19 protein-coding genes and 2 pseudogenes are annotated in these 20,746 nt (G+C 62.0%); 7 read left to right on the plus strand and 14 right to left on the minus strand.

Annotation, left to right across the window (positions count from 1 at the left end):
- The first annotated feature begins 190 nt into the window (after positions 1-190).
- Together INT12_RS24735 and INT12_RS24740 are read left to right on the plus strand one after the other, a co-directional pair.
- A complete protein-coding gene (locus INT12_RS24735) occupies positions 191-532 on the plus strand; it encodes a zinc ribbon domain-containing protein YjdM (protein ID WP_017847746.1) in 342 nt (113 codons plus the stop codon).
- A 158-nt stretch (positions 533-690) separates the two neighbouring features.
- On the plus strand, positions 691-948 hold the full coding sequence (locus INT12_RS24740; protein ID WP_003194088.1) for a hypothetical protein: 258 nt from the start codon (positions 691-693) through the stop codon (positions 946-948).
- Positions 949-1,083: 135 nt separating this feature from the next.
- Here INT12_RS24740 and INT12_RS24745 read toward each other — a convergent pair whose 3' ends face one another.
- On the minus strand, positions 1,084-1,701 hold the full coding sequence (locus INT12_RS24745) for an FKBP-type peptidyl-prolyl cis-trans isomerase (protein ID WP_017847745.1): 618 nt from the start codon (positions 1,699-1,701) through the stop codon (positions 1,084-1,086).
- Positions 1,702-1,980: 279 nt separating this feature from the next.
- On the opposite strand from INT12_RS24745, the pseudogene INT12_RS32090 reads away from it, so the two are divergent.
- Both INT12_RS32090 and INT12_RS32095 read left to right on the plus strand, forming a co-directional pair.
- Positions 1,981-3,045 (plus strand): annotated as a pseudogene (locus tag INT12_RS32090) (methyl-accepting chemotaxis protein); the annotation flags it as partial.
- Positions 3,046-3,303: 258 nt separating this feature from the next.
- Positions 3,304-3,900: pseudogene (locus tag INT12_RS32095) on the plus strand (methyl-accepting chemotaxis protein); the annotation flags it as partial.
- 605 nt (positions 3,901-4,505) lie between these two features.
- Here INT12_RS32095 and INT12_RS24755 read toward each other — a convergent pair.
- The 4 genes from INT12_RS24755 to INT12_RS24770 are packed head-to-tail and all read right to left on the minus strand — an operon-like array spanning position 4,506 to position 8,591.
- Entirely contained in the window at positions 4,506-4,874 is a 369-nt protein-coding gene (locus INT12_RS24755) for a glyoxalase superfamily protein (RefSeq protein WP_017847743.1), read from the minus strand.
- 29 nt (positions 4,875-4,903) lie between these two features.
- Positions 4,904-6,367, minus strand: coding sequence for an N-acyl-D-amino-acid deacylase family protein (locus INT12_RS24760; RefSeq protein ID WP_193040557.1), 1,464 nt, complete (start codon positions 6,365-6,367; stop codon positions 4,904-4,906).
- A 1-nt stretch (position 6,368) separates the two neighbouring features.
- Positions 6,369-7,229, minus strand: a complete 861-nt coding sequence (locus tag INT12_RS24765) for a MurR/RpiR family transcriptional regulator (protein ID WP_017847741.1) — start codon at positions 7,227-7,229, stop codon at positions 6,369-6,371.
- Between the two features lie 12 nt (positions 7,230-7,241).
- Positions 7,242-8,591, minus strand: coding sequence for a gluconate:H+ symporter (locus INT12_RS24770; protein ID WP_198718519.1), 1,350 nt, complete (start codon positions 8,589-8,591; stop codon positions 7,242-7,244).
- Positions 8,592-8,839: 248 nt separating this feature from the next.
- On the opposite strand from INT12_RS24770, the gene INT12_RS24775 reads away from it, so the two are divergent.
- On the plus strand, positions 8,840-9,220 hold the full coding sequence (locus INT12_RS24775; protein ID WP_193040558.1) for a lysozyme inhibitor LprI family protein: 381 nt from the start codon (positions 8,840-8,842) through the stop codon (positions 9,218-9,220).
- Positions 9,221-9,352: 132 nt separating this feature from the next.
- Here INT12_RS24775 and INT12_RS24780 read toward each other — a convergent pair whose 3' ends face one another.
- The 5 genes from INT12_RS24780 to INT12_RS24800 all read right to left on the minus strand — a co-directional run bounded on the left by INT12_RS24780 (position 9,353) and on the right by INT12_RS24800 (position 14,416).
- Positions 9,353-10,798, minus strand: coding sequence for a SulP family inorganic anion transporter (locus INT12_RS24780; RefSeq protein WP_046382084.1), 1,446 nt, complete (start codon positions 10,796-10,798; stop codon positions 9,353-9,355).
- Positions 10,799-11,013: 215 nt separating this feature from the next.
- Entirely contained in the window at positions 11,014-11,907 is an 894-nt protein-coding gene (locus INT12_RS24785) for an NAD-dependent epimerase/dehydratase family protein (RefSeq protein ID WP_046488201.1), read from the minus strand.
- A 103-nt stretch (positions 11,908-12,010) separates the two neighbouring features.
- A complete protein-coding gene (locus tag INT12_RS24790) occupies positions 12,011-12,907 on the minus strand; it encodes a LysR family transcriptional regulator (RefSeq protein WP_104904469.1) in 897 nt (298 codons plus the stop codon).
- Between the two features lie 30 nt (positions 12,908-12,937).
- The gene (locus INT12_RS24795; RefSeq protein ID WP_046382082.1) at positions 12,938-13,528 is read right to left on the minus strand and encodes an NAD(P)H-dependent oxidoreductase; all 591 of its coding nucleotides are present in this window, start codon (positions 13,526-13,528) and stop codon (positions 12,938-12,940) included.
- A gap of 123 nt (positions 13,529-13,651) precedes the next feature.
- The gene (locus tag INT12_RS24800) at positions 13,652-14,416 is read right to left on the minus strand and encodes a sulfite exporter TauE/SafE family protein (RefSeq protein WP_193040559.1); all 765 of its coding nucleotides are present in this window, start codon (positions 14,414-14,416) and stop codon (positions 13,652-13,654) included.
- 184 nt (positions 14,417-14,600) lie between these two features.
- Between INT12_RS24800 and INT12_RS24805 the strand changes: the two genes are divergently transcribed.
- Positions 14,601-15,497: a LysR substrate-binding domain-containing protein gene (locus tag INT12_RS24805; protein WP_126586666.1), complete on the plus strand. Its 897-nt coding sequence runs from the start codon at positions 14,601-14,603 to the stop codon at positions 15,495-15,497.
- Here INT12_RS24805 and INT12_RS24810 read toward each other — a convergent pair.
- A complete protein-coding gene (locus tag INT12_RS24810; protein ID WP_193059059.1) occupies positions 15,443-16,849 on the minus strand; it encodes an amino acid permease in 1,407 nt (468 codons plus the stop codon). The two genes, INT12_RS24805 and INT12_RS24810, sit on opposite strands and share 55 nt — an antisense overlap.
- A 636-nt stretch (positions 16,850-17,485) precedes the next feature.
- Complete coding sequence (kynU, locus tag INT12_RS24815; protein ID WP_193040561.1) at positions 17,486-18,736, minus strand: kynureninase; 1,251 nt, start codon at positions 18,734-18,736, stop codon at positions 17,486-17,488.
- A 144-nt stretch (positions 18,737-18,880) separates the two neighbouring features.
- On the opposite strand from kynU, the gene INT12_RS24820 reads away from it, so the two are divergent.
- Positions 18,881-19,354, plus strand: a complete 474-nt coding sequence (locus INT12_RS24820; protein ID WP_017849466.1) for an Lrp/AsnC family transcriptional regulator — start codon at positions 18,881-18,883, stop codon at positions 19,352-19,354.
- Positions 19,355-19,481: 127 nt separating this feature from the next.
- Here the strand turns inward: INT12_RS24820 and catA are convergent, their stop codons facing one another.
- Positions 19,482-20,411, minus strand: coding sequence for a catechol 1,2-dioxygenase (gene catA, locus INT12_RS24825; RefSeq protein ID WP_177033279.1), 930 nt, complete (start codon positions 20,409-20,411; stop codon positions 19,482-19,484).
- A gap of 41 nt (positions 20,412-20,452) precedes the next feature.
- On the minus strand, positions 20,453-20,743 hold the full coding sequence (gene catC, locus INT12_RS24830; protein WP_017849468.1) for a muconolactone Delta-isomerase: 291 nt from the start codon (positions 20,741-20,743) through the stop codon (positions 20,453-20,455).
- Positions 20,744-20,746 lie beyond the last annotated feature (3 nt).

The following is a 20,746-nucleotide window of genomic DNA, read 5'->3' on the forward strand; positions in this document are numbered from 1 at the left end:
AGAACGAGGTCGGCAGCCTCGCGTTTGAATTCAGGGGAAAAGGTACGGCGTTGTTTGGTCATCTGACACCTCGTTCTGGCGAGCATTCTCGCCTAAATGGGTGTCCGGTTTCATTAGACCACTACACTGTCTCCCTACAATTCCCTATATAATGTGCGACTTTAGCCATCCTGACCTTTAAGGAGCTTTAGTGAGCACGTTGCCACCCTGCCCGAAATGCAATTCCGAATTCACCTACGAAGACGGCGCCCAACTGATCTGCCCGGAATGCGCCCATGAGTGGTCCGCCACTGGCGAGGCCGAAGTGGCCAGCGATGAAACCGTGAAGAAAGACTCTGTAGGCAACGTCCTGCAGGACGGCGACACCATCACCGTGATCAAAGACCTCAAGGTCAAGGGCACCTCCCTGGTGGTCAAGGTCGGCACCAAGGTCAAGAACATCCGCTTGTGCGACGGCGACCACGATATCGACTGCAAGATCGACGGTATCGGCCCGATGAAACTCAAGTCCGAGTTCGTCCGCAAGGTCTGATCCTGCTGCTTCCATCCCGCGCCCGCCGCGGGATGGCGTTTCGCCCTGGCTGTTGATCCCTCGCACGACCCACGCAGAAAAATCCGCAAACCGCCAATAGGCACTTGCTATTCTACGAATAAGAATTATTCTCATTGAAACCCATCAAGGAGAACGACATGACTTATTTGATAGATGCCTGGCTGGACCGCCCACACCCTTACCTGCGCATCCTCCATCGGGAAACCGGGGAAGTCTGTGCGGTGCTGGAGGAAGAAGCGCTGAACGAACTGCAGGACCAGGGCGACCTGGACGTGAATGGCCTGAGTTCCAGTGAACCCGGTGTACTGAAGGAAGTGGTGCGCAACCTGTTTCTGTTCTGCTATGCCCGAGCATTGCGCCCGGCGACGGAACTCAATGGCAAGTTTCACCCATGAGCGACCGCGCAAACCCCTGTAGGAGCGAGCTTGCTCGCGAAGAACGCACAAGCAACGCGTTCATCCAGGATGCTCGCGTCATCGTTGACGTTTGTCGCGAGCAAGCTCGTTCCTACAGGTAATCAAAAGCAGGTCTTACAGAACGTCGAGCAACTCGACGTCGAATACCAGAACGCTGTGCGGCGGAATGCTGCCAACGCCTTGAGCGCCGTAAGCCAGTTCGCTTGGCACGAACAGGCGCCATTTGCTGCCGGCATTCATCAGTTGCAGGGCTTCGGTCCAGCCGGCGATCACGCCGCCAACCGGGAATTCTGCAGGCTGGCCGCGCTCGTAGGAGCTGTCGAACACCGTGCCGTCGATCAGGGTGCCGTGGTAGTGAGTACGCACTTGGTCTTCACGGGTCGGCTTGGCGCCTTCACCGGCAGTCAGCACTTCGAATTGCAGGCCGGAAGCCAGAGTGGTGATGCCGTCACGCTTGGCGTTTTCCGCCAGGAACGCCAGGCCCTCGCCTGCAGCCGCTTCCGCCTTGGCAGCCGCTTCGGCTTGCATGATTTCGCGGATGACCTTGAAGCTCGCGGCCATTTGCTCTTGATCAACACGGCTTGGCTTGCCGGCGAACGCGTCGGTCAGGCCGGCCAGGATTGCGTCCAGGCTCACGCCCGGTGGCGGGTTGTCGCGCAGTTGGTCGCCCAACTGACGGCCGATACCGTAGCTGACGCGGGTTTCGTCGGTGGACAGATTAACTTCGGACATGAAGAGGCTCCGCTGTAGGGCAGCGCTGAAAACACGGTTTTCCCGCACCGCCCAGAACTAAAAGGGCCAGCAGACTAGCACAGAATGTGCGTGCGGGATGAGCGCCGCCCACGTCATGCCTGCCTGGCGCCGGTAGTCGGTGATGCAGGGCTCCGTGCATCGCGCAGGCTAATTAATCGTTTCAGTTTCCCCTGTGCCCGCCGATATGGCCTAAACACCTTGGCTGGCTCAAACAACAACACCGTCCAGCAGACAAACATCATTTTTGCGGAGCACTCGATGAACAGCTGGTTCGGTAACATCAGCGTCAACCTCAAACTGGGCCTGGGCTTCGGCCTGGTGCTTGTCCTCACCTCGATCCTGGCGCTGACCGGCTGGACCAGCCTCGGCGGCCTGATCGACCGTAGCAACTGGATGAGCGACATCACCCAGCTCAACGCCTCCCTGACCAAGCTGCGCATCGTGCGCCTGCAATACATGCTGGCCAACGGCGATGAAAGCGTGGCGCAGAACGTACAAACCAGCCTGGATGCCTTCGTCGCCCAGCAGCAAAAACTCCTGGACAGCTTCAAGAGCCCGGACAACGTCAAGCTGCTCAACGAGCAGAAAGCCGTCATCACGGCGTATCAGCAATCGCTGAACAAAATGCGTGAGGCCTACCGTGCCGGCAATGCTGCGCGCCAGGTCATGGGCGATAAGGCCGACATCGCCAACGCCCAGATCGACGCACTGGACAGCAGTGTGCAGCAGACGCCCGACAACCCCGAGCGCTTCACCCAGTACCAGGCCGTGACTCATGCCAAACAAGAGTTCCAGTTGGCCCGCTACGAAGTGCGCGGCTACACCGGCAACGTCAACGCCGACACCGAAGCCCGCGCCGCCGCCCAGATCGAAAAAGCCATCAACGGCTTGAAAGGCCTCGGCGCGGCGTTCGGCGGCAGCCAACAGGTCGCGCTCAGCGCCCTGGAAAGCGCGCTCGGCGCCTATCGCAGTGCGGTGCAGAACTACAAGGCGGCTAACGCCAATATCGTCGCCGCGCGCGCCGAAATGACCACCCAAGGGGCGGATATCGTCACCATCAGCGACAAGCTCTACGACATCCAGCTCACCCGCCGCGACGCCGAAAGCGCCCAAGCCCGCAGCCTGCAATTGATCAGCACGCTGCTCGCGTTACTGGTCGGCATCGTCGCGGCACTGGTGATCACCCGCCAGATCACACGCCCGATCCAGGAAACCCTGGCCGGGGTCGAACGCATTGCCTCCGGCGACCTGAGCCACAATATCCAGGTCACCCGCCGCGATGAACTGGGCGTACTGCAACAAGGCATCCAGCGCATGGGCACGACCCTGCGCGAGTTGATCAGCGGCATTCGTGACGGCGTGACCCAGATCGCCAGCGCCGCCGAAGAGTTGTCGGCCGTGACCGAACAGACCAGTGCCGGGGTGAACAGCCAGAAGATCGAGACCGATCAAGTCGCCACCGCCATGCACGAAATGACCGCCACCGTGCAGGAAGTCGCACGCAACGCCGAGCAAGCCTCCCAGGCCGCTGCCGATGCCGATGGCCAAGCCCGTGCAGGCGACAAGGTAGTGGCCGAAGCCATCGCCCAGATCGAACGCCTGGCCGCCGAAGTGGCGCGCTCCACCGACGCCATGAGCCATCTGCAACAAGAGAGCAACAAGATCGGCAGCGTAATGGACGTGATCAAGGCCGTGGCTGAACAGACCAACTTGCTCGCGCTCAATGCCGCGATTGAAGCAGCGCGTGCCGGTGAAGCCGGTCGCGGCTTTGCCGTCGTCGCCGACGAAGTGCGTGGCCTGGCCCAGCGCACGCAGAAATCCACCGAAGAAATCGAAGGCCTGGTGGCCGGCTTGCAGAACGGCACCCAGCAGGTGGCCGCGGTGATGAACAACAGCCGCAGCCTCACCGACAGCAGTGTCGAGCTGACGCGCAAGGCCGGCGTATCCCTGGAAAACATCACCCGCACGGTGTCGAATATCCAGTCGATGAACCAGCAGATTGCAGCGGCAGCCGAAGAGCAAAGCGCCGTGGCCGAAGAAATCAGCCGCAGCATCATCAACGTGCGTGACGTGTCGGAACAGACCGCCACCGCGAGTGATGAGACGGCCAAATCGAGCGTGGAACTAGCGCGCTTGGGCAGCCAGTTGCAGCAGATGGTCAGCCACTTCCGGGTGTAAAAACCAAAAAGCCGCCTCGGTCTGCACCGGGGCGGCTCCACTTCTCAGACCTTAGCGGTCATCGAAGCTGTCTCGCAGGAATGTCCATACGTGATAAACACGCAGGGCATTCATGACGAGGTTCCACTCACGTCGTGCAAACTTAGACATACTCGGCCCTCCATGAGTTGGGCCTTACCTCCAGCGCACTTACCGGAACATGTGAGCCTTTGGACGCACGTCAGTGCTCCTGTGAGGCGGCTGGGTTTATGGTCCTCTTGCATGAATCCGGCACGGATTACTAGCCCGTGGCAGTCGGTCCAAAATTTGCGCGCGAACCCAGCCAACCTACCTCACGATGAACGCAGAACGAGGGCGATACTAGCTCAGTCCCCTACGCCAAGGTGTGACAAGCAACGGCCAATTCCGCTTCAAAGTTGTTGCTGTTTTTTGCGGGGCTCAAGTAAAAGACCACCTATCGTCAGGCCTTGCATAAAGCCCCGAAGCGGCAGTAGTATCGCCAACACGTCAGTGCTTCCTGTGAGATCGCAACCCCAGCCGCAAACCGGGTTTGCACAAAAAAACCGCCCTACTAAGGCGGTTTTTTATTGCCTGCAATTTCCCCCTCAGCCCTCGCCTTCCTCGACAAACACCAGCCGATTGCCAAACGGATCGTGGATGCTCATCTCCCGCGAACCCCAGGGCATTTCTTCAACGCCTGGCTTGGCAAAACGATAGTCCTTGCCCTGCAATTGCTGCTGATAGGCGTCTACACCCTGCGCCTGAATCCGCACCGCCGCACCCGGCGATGCATCGCCATGGTGCTCGGACAAATGCAGCACGCACTCACCCAACGACACCTGCAGGTACAACGGAAAATTCGCCTCGAAGCGATGTTGCCAATCGACCTTGAACCCAAGGAAGTCGACATAAAACTCCAACGCCTTGGCCTCGTCGAAAATCCGCAGGATGGGGGTGACTTTTCCTAAGTGCATGGCAACCGCTCCGTGTGTAAGAGCGCCCACTATAGAGTCGAAAACCCACCCCGCAAATCCCCACTGCGCGCCAGGAACCGCCCCGGCCGCTGACCATTCGGCTGCCCGTCGCTGTAGCTCAACACGCCGTTGACCCACACGCCATCAATCCCTTCCGCCGCCTGCTGCGGCGCCTTGAAATCCGCCACATCGCGCACGCGCAGCGGATCGAACAGCACCAAGTCGGCCCAGTGCCCTACACGGATTTCGCCCCGCTCCGACAAGCCGAACCGTGCCGCCGACAAGCCGGTCATCTTATGCACCGCCGTGTGCAGCGGGAACAGCCCGACGTCCCGACTGAAGTGGCCCAACACCCGCGGAAACGCGCCCCACAAGCGCGGATGCGGGAACGGATCTTCGGGCAACCCATCCGACCCGACCATCGACAGCGGATGCGCAAGGATACGGCGCACATCCGCTTCGTCCATGCCGTAATACACCGCCCCCGCCGGTTGCAGCCGACGGGCCGCGTCCATCAGCGAAACATCCCACTCGGCGGCGATCGCCTGCAAGTCGCGCCCGCTCATTTCCGGGTGCGCTGTCGACCAGGTGATGGTGATGCGAAACGCATCGGTGACTTGCTTGAGATCCAGGGTCGAAGAACTCGCCGCATAGGGGTAACAATCACACCCCACCGGATGGGTTTTCGCCGCCTGCTCCAGCGCCGCCAACAGCTGCGGACTACGCCCCCAGTTACCCGCGCCGGCACATTTGAGGTGGGAAATGATCACCGGCACCTGAGCATGCCGACCGATCAGAAACGCCTCGTCCATGGCCGCCAGCACCGGCTCGAACTCACTGCGCAGATGGGTGGTGTACACCGCGCCGAACGCCGTCAGTTCTTCGCTCAGTTGCAGCACTTCATCGGTCTCGGCATTGAACGCGCTGGCGTAGGCCAGGCCGGTGGATAAGCCAAGGGCGCCATCCTCCAGGCTTTCGCGCAACTGCGCGCGCATCGCGGCGATTTCATCGAAAGTGGCACTGCGATGCAGGTCGTCCATATGGTTGCTGCGCAGCGCCGTGTGGCCGATCAGCGCCGCGACGTTGACCGCCGGCTGGGCGCGTTCCACGGCGGCGCGGTAATCGGCAAAACGCGGATAGGTGAACGCTTCACGCGGGCCCAGCAGGTTCATCGGGTCCGGCGGCTCAGCGCGCAAACTCACCGGCGAGGCGCTGATACCGCAGTTGCCGACAATCACCGTGGTCACCCCCTGGCTGAGCTTGGGCAGCATCTGCGGCTGACGGATCACCACCGTGTCATCGTGGGTGTGTACATCGATAAACCCCGGCGCCAACACCCGGCCGCGGGCGTCGATCACCTGCGTGGCCAGCGCGGCCGACAAGTCGCCGATCGCCTCGATACGCCCGTCGCGCAGCCCCACATCGGCGACATACCCAGGCGTGTTGCGGCCATCCATGATCAGCGCCTGGCGGATCAGCGTGTCGTACTGCATATCAGTCTCCCAGCGGCAGGCTGTCGGGCCCGCCGCGATAGTCGTCGAGGGCCAGCTTGATGCGGCGCAGGCGTTCCTGGTTGTCGTCCGGCATGGCCAGCGCCAGCTCGGTGGCGAGCAGGTCGATGGCCAGCAGCATGCCGTAGCGCGCCGCCGTGGGTTTGTAGATGAAGCTGGTTTCGGCCGGTTGCAGCGCCAGCACCACATCCGCCAGCCCGGCCAAGGGTGAACCGGCCAGGGTGATGGCGACGATGGGCGTGTCGTAGTTGCGCGCCAGGGCCACCACGTCCAGCAACTCCGGGGTGAGGCCGCTGAGCGAACAGACGATCAGCGCCTGCTCGGGCCCCAGCGTCGCCGCCGTGACGCGCATCATCACCGGGTCATGGCAGGCGGCAATCGGATAGCCCAGGCGCACCAGACGCACTTGCAACTCCTCGCTGCACAGGCTCGACGGGCCGCCCATGCCGAACGCGTGGATCATCCGCGCCTTGCCCAGCAGGCTGACCGCATCGACGAAGCCGGCCTGATCGAACCCCGACAGGTGCTGGCGCAACGTCGCCTCGATATCACCGAGAATCTGCCGATGAAACCCCGACTGCTCAGGCTTGCCCGCCGGGTCGAGGAAGCGGCTGCCCACGCCACTGGCCTGGGCCAGTTGCAGGCGCAAGTCGCGCAAATCCCGGCACCCGACGCTGCGCGCAAACCGCGACAACGTGGCGGTGCTGACCTCGGCGCGTTGGGACAACGCCTCCAGGCTGGCCGACGCGGCAAAGCCCACGTCATCGAGCATCAGCTTGGCGATACGCCCTTCGCCGGCACTGAAAGACGCCTGGCGGGCGCGGATCTGGTAGAGGATGTCCATAGAGGCTCCGGGTTACAGGACGCAGGACAGACCATACGTCAGACCGAAGGCGACCAGCGAAATCAGGGTCTCCAACACGGTCCAGGTCTTGAAGGTCTGGATCACAGTCATATTGAAGTATTCCTTGATCAGCCAGAAGCCGCCGTCGTTGACGTGGGAAAAGATCACCGAACCCGCCCCGGTCGCCAGCACCAGCAATTCAGGGTGTGGATAACCCAGGCCCAGCGCAACCGGCGCAACCACCCCGGAAGCGGTGGTCATGGCCACGGTGGCCGAGCCGGTGGCGATACGCATCAACGCGGCGAACAACCAGCCCATCACCAGCGGCGACAGGTTGAACGCATGGGCCAGGCCAAGGATTTCGTTGGTCACGCCGGCGTCCACCAGAATCCGGTTCAACCCGCCGCCCGCGCCCACCAGCAAGGTGATACTCGCGGTCGGCGCCAGGCATTCGTTGGTGAACTTGAGGATCGACTCGCGGTTGAAACCCTGCGCCAGGCCGAGGGTCCAGAAACTCACCAGGGTCGCCACCAGCAGCGCGATCACCGAGTTGCCGATAAACAACAGGAACTGGTTGAAACCGCTGCCGGGCGTGGAAATCAGATTGGCCCAGCCGCCGATCATCATCAGCACCACCGGCAACAGAATGGTGCCCATGGTCAGGGCGAAACTCGGCAAACGGCTGCGTGGCTCGCGCTCGATGAACTGGCGCTCCAGCGGGTTTTCCGCCGGCAGGTGAATGCGCGGCACGATGAACTTGGCGTACAGCGGGCCAGCGATGATCGCCGTGGGAATGCCGATCAAAATCGCATAGAGCACGGTCTGCCCGACCGAGGCGTTATACGCCAGCACCGCCATCATCGCCGCCGGGTGCGGCGGCACCAGCGCATGCACCACCGACAGGCCGGCGACCATCGGCAAGCCGACCATCAGGATCGACACCCCCACACGCCGCGCCACGGTAAAGGCGATCGGCACCAGCAACACAAAACCGACCTCGAAAAACAGCGGCAGCCCCACCAGAAAGGCAATGCACACCATCGCCCAATGGGCATTGCGCTCGCCGAACCGGTTGATCAACGTGCGTGCCACCTGCTCGGCGCCGCCGGATTCAGCCATCATCTTGCCGAGCATGGTGCCCAGCGCAACCACCAGGGCGATATGCCCCAGGGTTTTGCCGACGCCCGCTTCGTAGGAGCCCATGATGGTGTCCGCCGGCATCCCGGCCATCAGCGCGAGGCCGATGGACACCAGGGTGATGACGATAAACGGGTTGAGTCGGTAACGTGCAATCAGCACGATCAAAGCAATGATGGCGATGGCGGCGTATGCCAATAGCCCGAAGCCCGGTGATGCGGCCATGCGGTACTCCTCGGAAAGGGTCACGTCGAATTGGTTGTGAAACTCATAAATCATTACCGAGGAGCATTTTCAATTTTTATGAAAGTAATTTTCGCCCACAGATAAGCGCTGTCGCGTTGGGACATGCCCAACGGCCGTGCATGAAAATTCGGGGGGTGTTCTTACATCAAATTCAGAAAAGACCGGAAACTCAACGCGCACGCTTGAGTCTTAAAATGCGCCCCCACGAACATCCAGGACACTCGATCATGACCCGCACCTCTCTCACCGCCTGCGCCCTGCTGCTCGCCCTGTGCGGGAGCGCGTCGGCCGCCAACAACGCCGCACTGAAGAAATGCATGGACAGCGCCAACACGACCGTGGACATGGTCAAGTGCAACACCCAGCAGGCCAAGGTGCAGGACAAACGCCTGAACACTGCCTACCAGACCGCCCTCGCCGCCCAGGAAGGCGCGCGCAAGCAGCAATTGCAGGACGTGCAGCGCCTGTGGATCAAATACCGCGACGCCAATTGCGCCTTTGCCGGCAGTGCCACCGGCGGCAGCATCGATCAGGTCAACGGCTCCGCCTGTGTGCTGGACATGACCCAGACCCGCGCCCAGGAACTGGAAGACCTGGTCGGGCCGTAATGAATGAAAACCCTCGCCCTCCCGTAGGAGCGCGCTTGCTCGCGAAAATCGTCAACGATGACGCGTGTTGTCTGGATAGACGTGGCGCTCTCGGGTTTTTCGCGAGCAAGCTCGCTCCTACAGGGGTTGCGGTCAGTCGTGATGGACCTTGGCGCGCTTGAGCAGCTTCTTGCAGCGCTCGGACAAATGCAGCACGCGCAGATGCTTGCCGGCCTTGCTGTAACGCTCGCGCAAGGTCATCAGCGCGGCAATCGCGGAGTAGTCGACAACGCTCAGGTGGCGGCAATCCAGCGTCACCGCGGCCGGGTCGTTGGCCGGGTCGAATTGATTCAAAAACGGCGTGGTCGAGGCAAAGAACAACGTGCCATGCACGCGGTAGAGTTTGCTGCCGTCCGCTTCCAGATATTCATCGGCGTACAGTTCACGCGCCTGTTGCCAGGCAAAGTTCAGCGCCGCGATTACGATACCGCAGAGCACCGCCGTGGCCAGGTCGGTGAACACAGTGATCACGGTCACCGCAATGATCACCAGCACGTCATTGAGCGGCACCTTGTTGATCACCCGCAGCGACGCCCAGGCGAAGGTCTGCTGCGACACCACGAACATCACCCCGACCAGCGCCGCCAGCGGAATGCGCTCGATCAGCGGTGACAGAAACAGAATGAACAACAGGATCATCACCCCAGCCAAGACCCCGGACAAACGTCCGCGTCCGCCGGAGCTGAGGTTGATCACGGTTTGCCCGATCATCGCGCAGCCGCCCATGCCGCCGAACAGGCCCGAGACCATATTCGCCGCGCCCAGGGCCATGCTTTCGCGGTCGGGGTAGCCGCGGCTCTCGGTGATTTCGTCGGTGAGGTTGAGGGTCAACAGGGTTTCCAGCAGGCCGACCATCGCCATCAGAAACGCGTAGGGCGCGATGATGCCGAGGGTATCCAGGCTCCAGGGGATCTGCGGCAGTGCGAAGCTCGGCAGGCCACCGGCGATGTGGGCCATGTCGCCCAGCGTGCGCGTCGGCAAGCCCAGCAGGTACACCGCCAGCCCCACGCCGAGGATCGCCACCAGGGCGGGCGGCACGGCACGGGTCAGGCGCGGCAACAGGTAGACAATGGCCATGGTCACCAGCACCAGGCCGCTCATCACATACAGCGGCGTGCCGCTGAGCCAGGTATCACCGCTCTTGAAATGCTCCAACTGCGCCAGGGCGATGATGATCGCCAGGCCGTTGACGAACCCCAGCATCACCGGGTGCGGCACCATCCGCACCAGCTTGCCCAGGCGCAGCAGGCCGAAGACCAGCATGATCAGCCCGCCCAGCAGCACCGTCGCGAGCAAATACTCCACGCCGTGTTGCACCACCAGCGCGACGATCACCACCGCCATCGACCCTGCGGCGCCAGAGACCATCCCTGGCCGCCCGCCGAACAATGCCGTGAGGGTGCAGATGATGAACGCGCCGTAGAGCCCCATCAGCGGGTTGAGGTGTGCCACCAGGGCAAAGGCGATGCACTCGGGCAGCAAGGCAAAAGACGTGGTGAGGCCGGCCAGGGCGTCGGCGCGAAGACGGGTGAGGTTCATGAGGTACCGGGCATTGCGGGGAATAAGGCGGGGAATGGTACGGAAATGCGGTCGGTGGTGCCAGTGAAGCGTCAGGGCAGATTGACCGGGATGCCCCGTTCGCGGGCAAGCCCACTCCCATGGTTTGATCGGTACACCCGTTATCGAGGTGTGAACACCGTCAAATGTGGGAGTGGGCTTGCCCGCGAAGGGTGCACCACGGTCTCACGCCGACATCAGACCATTTCGCGGCGAATCCACTCCACCACCGATGTGCGCTTGGGCGCCCACCCCAACAATTCACGGGCATGCTTGCCGCGCACCCGGCTGTTGGAACCCAGGCCGTAGTTGGCCATTTCATAGCCCCATTCGGCTTCTGCGTCGGCCAACGGCCAGTCCTGCGGCTTGCCCAGGTTCAGGGCTTCGGCGATGGCGGTGGTCATGTCGATGAACGCCGCTTCACCGCTTTCCACGAAGTAGAACGTGCCCGGCACATTCTTCTCCAGCGCCAGCAGATAGAGCGCGACCACATCCTCGATATGCACATTGGACCAGATGTTCTGCCCCGTGCCGACATGGCGCACCACTCCGCTCTTGCGCGCCTGCTTGAGCAAGCGCGGCAGTTGCACGCTGTCGCGCTTCACGCCCAGGCTGTGGCCGTAGATCAGGGTGTTGCAGATCACCGCCGAGTTCACCCCGTCTTGGGCGGCTGCCAGGATCAGGTTGTCGATGGCGACACGTGCGGCCTTGTCGACGGTCGGTTCCGGCAGGTGGTCCTCGAAGTAGATGATATCGCTGGCCTTGCCGCCCGATGCATCGCCGACGATGCTCGAACCGCTGGTGTGCAGGAACGGTTTGTTCGAACCTTTCAAGGCGGCCAACAGCGTTTCCACCGCCGCGCGATGGTCGCTGCTGGCGGCGTTGATCACCGCGTCGGCCTGCCGGGCCTGTTCGGTCAACACCGCACGGTCATCCAGGGTGCCGATGACCGGGGTGATGCCCAGGGCCGTCATCTCGGCGGCTTGCTCGGCGCTGCGCACCAGGCCCGTCACATGGTGGCCGGCCTTGACCAGGCCGGTGGCGATGGAGCCGCCGATAAATCCGGCGGCGCCGGTAACGAATACGTTCATGGAGGTCTCTCCTGACTGAGTAAGTAATGGGCCCAGTATCAAGCCCCCATCCCTGGCGAATAAGACCGTGTTGCCCAATTCAATCTTGCGCGCAGGTCACGAATCAGCAGGCGTACCGCGCCAGCTTGGCCTGGATAAAGTCCAGGAAGCATTGGATGCGCAAGGCCAGTTGCGAGTTGCGGTAAAACACCGCGTGGATCGGCTGGCGATAACCGCTGTTGAAGGCTTCCAGCAGCGGCACCAGGCGCCCGGCATTGATGTCGTCGCTGGTCATGAAGTTCGACAGGCAGCCAATGCCCTGCCCTTCGAGCGCCAGCTGGCGCACGGTTTCACCGCTGGACGCAGCAATGCCGGGCTCGATCAGCCAGCGGTCGCCCGCCACGTGGCGCAACGGCCAGTGGTTGAGCGTCTCGGTCTGGGTGAAACCGAGCAAGGTGTGCTCGGCCAACTCGGCGACCGTCGTCGGCGTACCGTACTGCTTGAGGTAAGCGGGGCTGGCGAGGATATGCAGCGGGGTGCAGCCCAGGGACCGCGCATGCAGGGTGGAATCGGCCAGCGCGCCGATACGAATCGCAATGTCGGTGCTCTGCTCCAACAGGTCGATGATCAAGTCATCACTGTTCAGTTCCAGTTGGATCTCAGGGTACAGCCCGCGAAACTCGGCGATGTACGGCACGATCCCATGCAGCATGAACGGCACGGCGGCGTTGATGCGCAAGCGCCCCGCCGGTTTTTTCTGGCGCGACGACAAGCGCTCCTCCAGATCATCCATCTGCGCCAGGATCACCTTGGCCTGTTCGAAGAAGTACTTGCCCTCCTCGGTCAGGTCCATGCGCCGCGTGGTGCGGTTGATCAGCGTGGTGTCGAGCTTGGCTTCCAGGCGCGACAAGGTGCGGCTGACCGCCGATGGTGTCTGCCCGACCTGCTCCGCCGCTGCCGAAATCGAGCCGCACTCAATCACGTTGACGAAGATCTGTAGCTCATCGGATCGGGCTTTCACAGGCTGTCCTCTTTCTCGGTTCAGCGCAGCTTACACCGAGAGGTCGAACACCTGCGCCAGATGCTGCTCGTAGCGCGCCACATCGGCGTCGATGGCCGGGCGCTTCATGACGTCCACGCAGAGGAACGTCGGCAAGGCCGTCATGCCGAGGAACTCATTGGCCTTGTGAAACGCGAAGTACACCGCGTCCACGCCTTTGCCCTCAAAGAAATCGCTCGGGTCGTCGAAGGCTTGCTGCGGGGCGTTCCAGGTCAGCGACAACATGTATTGCTTGCCGTGGATCAGGCCGCCGCTGCCGTATTTCTGCGAGGCGTCGGAACGGGTACGGCCATCGCTGGCGTAGAGGCTGCCGTGGCCTTCGGTGAAGACTTCGTCGATGTACTTCTTCACGATCCATGGCGCGCCCATCCACCAGCCGGGCATCTGGTAGATGATCACGTCGGCCCAGAGGAATTTGGCGACTTCTTCGGCGACGTCGTAGCCTTCATCGATATGCGTGACCTTGACGTCGATACCGCCACGGTCGAGCACAGCCACGGCAGCGTCATGCAGGGTGCTGTTGTAGCGACCGTCGGAGTGGGCGAATTTTTTACCGCCGTTGAGCAGCAGGACTTTTTTCATGGGGGAGCGCCTTGAGATTAAAAATGTCTGAAGGCAGGGTATCGATGTGCCTTGCGCGGAATAAGCCTTGGCGCGGCAAAATACATTTGACTAAAAGTCACGAATAAAACTCTATTGTTGCCTTTATCCACTGATCAACAGATGCGCGCCCAACAGCGCCATGCCGATAAAAAACACCCGCTTGAACAACACGGCACTGATCCGTTGGCGCAACGCCTGCCCCAGCCACATGCCCAACAAGGCCGGCGCCAGCGCCAACAACGAGGCATTGATCTCGCCGCCGCCGAGACTGCCGCGCCAGGCCAACCCAGCCGCCAGCGCCAGTGTCGATACACTGAACGACAGCCCCAATGCCTGCACCAACTGATCGCGATTCAACCCCAGCGCCTGCAGATACGGCACCGCCGGAATCACGAAGACGCCGGTGGCCGAGGTGATCAGGCCGGTGACCAGCCCACACACCGGCGCCAACCAACGCTCGGTCGCGGGCTTCACCTTGAATGCGGGCAGGAACAGCCCACTCAACGCATACACCAGCAAGGCCGCGCCCAATGCGCGCACCACCCCGGCGCCACTGCCCATTCCCAGCCACCGCGTGCCCAACCCGGTGCCGAGGACAATCAGCAGCAACAGCGGCCACAAGCGCTTGAGCAACACGCTCAAGTGGTCGCCGAAGGCCAGCTGCCAAAGGTTGGTCACCGTCGAAGGGATGAGCAGCAACGCCGCAGCCTGCGCCGGCAACATAGCCAGGCCGAGCAAGCCCATGGCGACGGTGGGCAGGCCCAGGCCAATCACACCTTTGACGGTGCCGGCCAGCAGGAAGGTGCCGATCACCAGCAGGGTCAGGGCGGGGCCGAGGTTTTGGTAGAACGCGAGGAATGTCTGCATGGCGGGATTGTGAGGGCTTTCGCCGGGGTTGGAAATTCGCCATATACTGAGGCAGCCTCTTGTTTTGCATGAGGCTGATGCCGCCATCGCGGGCAAGCCCCCTCCCACTGTTGAAATGCATTCCAAGTGTGGGAGCGGGCTTGCTCGCGATGGCGCCAGTCCAGCGAAAGGAAATCTTCCAGCCATGCACTTTGACCTGATCGACCTGCGCCTCTACCTGCACGTCCTCGATGCCGGCAACATCACCGCCGGCGCCAGCCGCAGCCACTTGTCCCTGGCCGCCGCCAGCGCGCGCATCCGAGCGATGGAAGCTGCGCTCGGGGTTGAATGCCTTGAACGCGGCCGCCGTGGCGTCACGCCGACGGCTGCGGGCCAGGCCTTGGCGCGTCATGCCCGGCTGTTGCTGCAACAGGCCGAGCACCTGCAACAGGACCTGGCGGAATACGCCAACGGCGTCAAAGGCCAGGTGCGCCTGCTGTGCAACACCACCGCCCTCAGCGAATACCTGCCGGAACTGCTCGCGGATTTCCTGCGCGACCACCCCAACCTGGACATCGACCTGCAGGAACTGCCCAGCCTGCGCATCACCCAGGCCTTGCGCCAGGGCACCGCAGACCTCGGGATCATCTCCGACGCGGTGGACACCCACGGCTTGCAGACCCTGGCGTTTCGCGACGATCCGCTGGTGCTGGTCATGCCGCTGGAGCATCCGTTGGCGGCAAGTACGGTGAGTTTTATCGACAGCCTGCATTACGACTATGTGGGCCTGGCCGCCCACAGCGCGCTGGCGGTGTACCTGGAAGAACAGGCGTTGCACGCGGGGTTTCGCTTGCACACGCGGATCCGCGCCGAGGGTTTTGACGGCGTGCTGCGCATGGTCGCACGCGGTGCGGGCCTGGGGATCGTGCCCCAGGCGGCGCTGGCGCGCTGGCCGTTGGCGCAGCGCGTCAAGGCCCAGCCGTTGCGAGAAGCTTGGGCCTGTCGAACGCTGCTGTTATGCGCGCGCTCGTTCGAACACCTGCCGGGTTATGCCAGGGCCTTGCTCGACGCCTTGGCCCTGCCCTTGCGGAAAAATCCGTAATACACCGCCGACAGAATCAGCAGGAACGGCACGCCGAACACCAAGGTCATCTTGAACGCATCGGTGAAATACGTAGTGATCATCACCGCGCCCATCAGCACCAGGCCCAGCAGCGTGCTGTAGGGAAACAGGCGCAGTTGGAACGACAACTTCGCCCCGCCATGACGCTTGCGATAACGGCGGAAGAACAGGTGCGTCAGGAAGATCATGAACCAGGTGAAGATCGCGCCGAACATCGAGATCGCCATCATCAGCGTGAACGAGCTTTCCGGGTAGACCACGTTAAGCAAGGTCGCCAGGCCGATGCCCGAGCTGGACAGCAACAAGGCGTTCAGCGGGATGCCGCTCTTGCTCAACGCGCCCATGGACGTGGGCGCAAAGCCGGCGCGGGACAGGCTGAACATCATGCGCGTGGTGATGTAGAGCTGGCTGTTCATCGCTGACAGCGCCGCGATCAGGATCACGAAATTCATCACCCCGGTGGCGCCGGGAATGCCGAGGGTCTGCATCACCGTGACGAACGGGCTCTGCGTCTGCCCGGCCTGGTTCCACGGCACGATGGCCAGCATCAGCGCCAGGGTCAGCAGGTAAAACACCACCAGGAGCGCGATGGTCGCGCGAAAGGCTTTCTTCACCGCCTGCTCCGGGTCGGCCGCTTCACCGGCGGCGACGGCGATCATCTCTACGCTCAAGTAGCTGAAGATCGAGACGATCACTGCGATCCACATACCGCTCAAGCCATGCGGGAAAAAGCCGTCGTGGGCCGTGTAGTTCTGCACCCCGTACTGCGGGTTACCGGAGCCGAACACCACGTACACCGCGAGGAGGATGAAACCGACGATGGCGCTGATCTTGATCGTCGAAAACCAGTATTCGAAGTTGCCGAAGGTTTTCACGCTGATGGCATTGAGCAGGATCAGCACGCTGGAGAACGACACGATCCACACCCACTCCGGCACGTTGGCGAACCAGTACTTCATGTACATCGCCACCGCCGTGACCTCGGCGCCCACCGCCAGCACAATCGCCGCCCAATAGGCGTAGCGCACCAGGAACCCGGCCAGCGGGCTGATGTAGAACTCGGCGTAGGCCCCGAAGGAGCCGGAGGTGGAATGGGCCACCGTCATCTCCGCCAGGCAGCCCATCAGCAGCAAGGTGATCAACGCTCCAATGGCGTAACTCAGCAGCACGCTGGGCCCGGCATAGCCGATGGCATAGGCGCTGCCCATGAACAGCCCGGTGCCAATGGCGCCACCGATGGCGATCATGCTCATCTGGCCGGAAGTGAGCTGGCGCCTCAGGCCCAGTTCGCGGTGGGTGATTTCTGCAAAGCCGTCGTTTGGCGTGGTCACGTGGTGTGCCCCTTATTGTTGTGATTGCACGATTTGTCTGTTGCCGCAGATCCCTGTGGGAGGGGGCTTGCTGGTGATAGCAGTCGTTCAGTCGATACCTAGGTGACTGATCCGCCGCCATCGGGGGCAAGCCCCCTCCCACATTGAGCCTGCGTCAGGCACTCAATAGATGAACACCGCAGACCCCATATAGCAGTCTTTCAGTTGATACCTAGGTGACTGATCCGCCGCCATCGGGGGCAAGCCCCCTCCCACATTGAGCCTGCGTCAGGCACTCAATGGATGAACACCGCAGCCCCCATATAGCAGTCTTTCAGCCGATACCTAGGTGACTGATCCGCCGCCATCGGGGGCAAGCCCCCTCCCACATTGAGCCTGCGTCAGGCACTCAATGGATGAACACCGCAGACCCCATATAGCAGTCTTTCAGTCGATACCTAGGTGACTGACCCGCCGCCATCGGGGGCAAGCCCCCTCCCACATTGAGCCTGCGTCAGGCACTCAATGGATGAACACCGCAGCCCCCCATGTGGGAGGGGGCTTGCCCCCGATGGCGGTGTGTCGGTCGCCGGATTCGCACGCTGATACAGCGCTATCGGGAGCAAGCTCCCTCCCCCCATTGTTGTCTGTGTTTGTTCAGGTGACGCTGTTACGGACCTTGAATTGCGCCTGGTCCCAGGTGCGGTTGTCGAGGATCTCACCGAGGATTTCCACGGCGTCCCACACTTCGGTAAAGCAGGTGTACAGCGGCGTAAAACCAAAGCGCATGATGCGCGGCTCGCGGTAGTCGCCAATCACTCCACGGGCAATCAGTGCCTGGATCACCGCATAACCTTCAGGGTGTTCGAAACTCACATGGCTGCCGCGTCTGGCGTGTTCACGCGGGGTGATCAACACCAGGCCATGGGCGGCGCAACGGGCCTCGACCAGTGCGATAAACAGGTCGGTCAAGGCCAGGGATTTACCGCGCAGGCTGGCCATGTCGGTCTGTTCGAAAATCTCCAGGCCGCATTCCACCATGGCCAGCGAGGTGATCGGCTGGGTGCCGCACAGGTAACGGGCGATGCCGGCACTCGGTGCATAACGCGTCTCCATGGCGAACTGCCGGGTATGCCCGAACCAGCCCGACAACGGCTGGCGCACCACGTCCACCAGCGCCGGGTTGACCCACACGAACGCCTGGGAACCAGGGCCGCCATTGAGGTATTTGTAGGTGCAACCGATCGCATAATCAGCGCCGGCCCGATGCAGGTCGATGGGCACCGCACCTGCCGAATGCGCCAGGTCCCAGAGGCTCAGCGCGCCGCACTCGTGGCTCAACGCGGTGAGCGCGTGCATGTCGTACATGTAGCCGGTCTTGTAGTTGACGTGGGTGAGCATCACCACCGCCACGTCCGGGTCGATGGCCTGGGGCAGTTCGTCCGGGCTGTTGACCAGGCGCAGCGAATAGCCCTGTTGCAGCAGTTCGGCGAGGCCTTCGGCGATGTACAGGTCGGTGGGGAAGTTGCTCGCTTCGCTGACGATCACCTTGCGCTGCGGCGCGCGTTGGCGCTGCACGCTCAAGGCGGCGCTGAGCACCTTGAACAGGTTGATGGAAGTGGTATCGGTGATCACCACTTCGCCCTCCCCCGCGCCGATCAACGGTGCCAGGCGATTGCCCAGGCGCTGGGACAAGTCCGCCCAACCCGCGCTGTTCCAGCTGCGAATCAAGCCATTGCCCCACTCCTCGGCGATCACCTGCTGCGCCCGCGCAAGCGCGGCCACCGGACGTGCGCCGAGGGAGTTGCCGTCAAGGTAGATCACCCCCTGCGGCAAGGCGAACTGGTGGCGCAGCGGCGCCAACCGGTCCTGGTCGTCAAGGGCTTGGCAATGGCTTCGAGTGATCATGGGCTGTCCTGGTTTTTATAAGTGAAGATGCCGTAAATAATGAGCGAAGTTTTAGAGAATTTTCGTGCAAAGTTGTGGGCAACAGGCTAATTAAGCTGTAGGAAATTCGAAGTTCAACCGAAAACACGCGGATTTATTCTAAGCATGATTCTCGACGCCACCGACCTGCGCCTCCTGCATTTCCTGCAACAGGACGGCCGTATCAGCAACCAGGAACTCGCAGAAAAAGTCGCGCTGTCGCCCTCCGCCTGCCTGCGCCGTCTGCGCCTGTTGGAAAGCGAAGGCATCATCAGCGGCTATCGGGCGGTGTTGAATGCCGAGCGGTTGGGGATCGAACTCGAGGCCATCGTCCACCTGTCGGTGCGCCAGGACGTGGAGGACTGGCACGAGACGTTTATCCAGAAGGTGCAAGGCTGGCCGGAAGTGGCCAGCGCCTATGTGATCACCGGCGCCAGCAACTACGTGCTGCGGGTGCAGGCGCGCAACCTCAAGCACTTTTCGGACTTTATCGTGAACCACCTGAACCGCACGGCGGGAGTGATGGATATCCGTTCGGAGATCGTGTTGCAGAAGATCAAGGATCGCGATGAAGTGTTGGACCTGGTGTTGCGCAAATAGTCAGCCACGCCACAAAACAATGTGGGAGGGTGGCTTGCCCCCGATAGCCGTGTGTCAGTCACTTAAATGTTTACTGATCCGCCGCTATCGGGAGCAAGCTCCCTCCCACATTTTTTGACCGTGCTGATCAATCTTCCAATGCACGAACCCGCTGCATGCGCTTTTGCTCCAGCGGCGCATCGGCAAGCTGCACCTCGAAGTCAAAATCGATCTGCGCAAAGCGCCCTTCCACACCCAGCTCCCGCGCCAGCTGCTGATCGTCGCTGAAACGAATTTCGGCAATCAATTCATCCCGTGTCGCGTAGGCAAAATCATCGTGCAGGTACGGGTCGTCCGACAGGTTGATCTGCGTGGTCAGGTGCCGATGCCCCGGCGCCGAGATGAAGAAGTGAATATGCGCCGGCCGCTGCCCGTGGCGTCCCAACTGATTGAGCAACTGCTGGGTCGGCCCGGTCGGCGGGCAGCCATAACCCGACGGCACGATGCTGCGAAAGCGGAAGTTGCCCTGGGCATCGGTCTCGATGCGGCGGCGCAGGTTGAATTCCGACTGCGCGGTGTCGAACCAGGAGTAAGTGCCGCCGGTATTGGCCTGCCACACATCGACAATCGCCCCGGCCAACGGTTTGCCCTGCGTGTCCCGTACCTGGCCGCGCATGAACAGCGGCACGCCCGGGTCCTGGCCGTCGTCCAGGCGCGCTTCGTATTTCGACAGCGGCGCCCCCGCCACATACAGCGGGCCTTCGATGGTGCGCGGGGTACCGCCGGTTTTGCCGGTTTCTTCGTCGGCGGCGTCCATCAACAGGTCCAGGTAATGCTCCAGGCCGAGCCCGGCGGCGAGCAAACCGGCTTCCTGGTGTTGGCCCAATTCGTTGAGGTAGTTGACCGCCGCCCAGAACTCTTCGGGGGTGACTTCCAGGTCTTCGATGATGTTCACCGTGTCCCGCAGGATCCGGTAAATCAGCGTCTTGGTGCGCGGGTTGCCGCTTTCGCTGCGGTGGCCGCTGGCTTCTTCGAGAAACTGTTGGGCATGGGCAGTCTGGGACAGTCGGATGGACATGGTGCAATCCTCATCTTGTAATTATTGGGGATAAAACAGGCTCAGCGGTCGTCCGCGTGGATCGACGACGGGTGCCGGCACAGCGCATTCACTTCGATGGCCATGTAGGGATAAAGCGGCAGTTGCATCAGCAGGTCGTGCAGTTCCTGCACGCTGTCGACATCGAACACGCTGTAGTTGGCGTAAAGCCCGGCGATGCGCCACAGATGGCGCCATTTGCCCTCTTGCTGCAGGCGCTGCGCCAGGGCTTTTTCGTCGGCCTTGAGGCTGGCGGCACGTTCGGGGTTCATGTCGACGGGCAGGTGTACGCTCATTTTTACGTGGAACAACATGGC

Source organism: Pseudomonas sp. K8 (assembly GCF_014889455.1).
GTDB classification, from domain to species: domain Bacteria; phylum Pseudomonadota; class Gammaproteobacteria; order Pseudomonadales; family Pseudomonadaceae; genus Aquipseudomonas; species Aquipseudomonas veronii.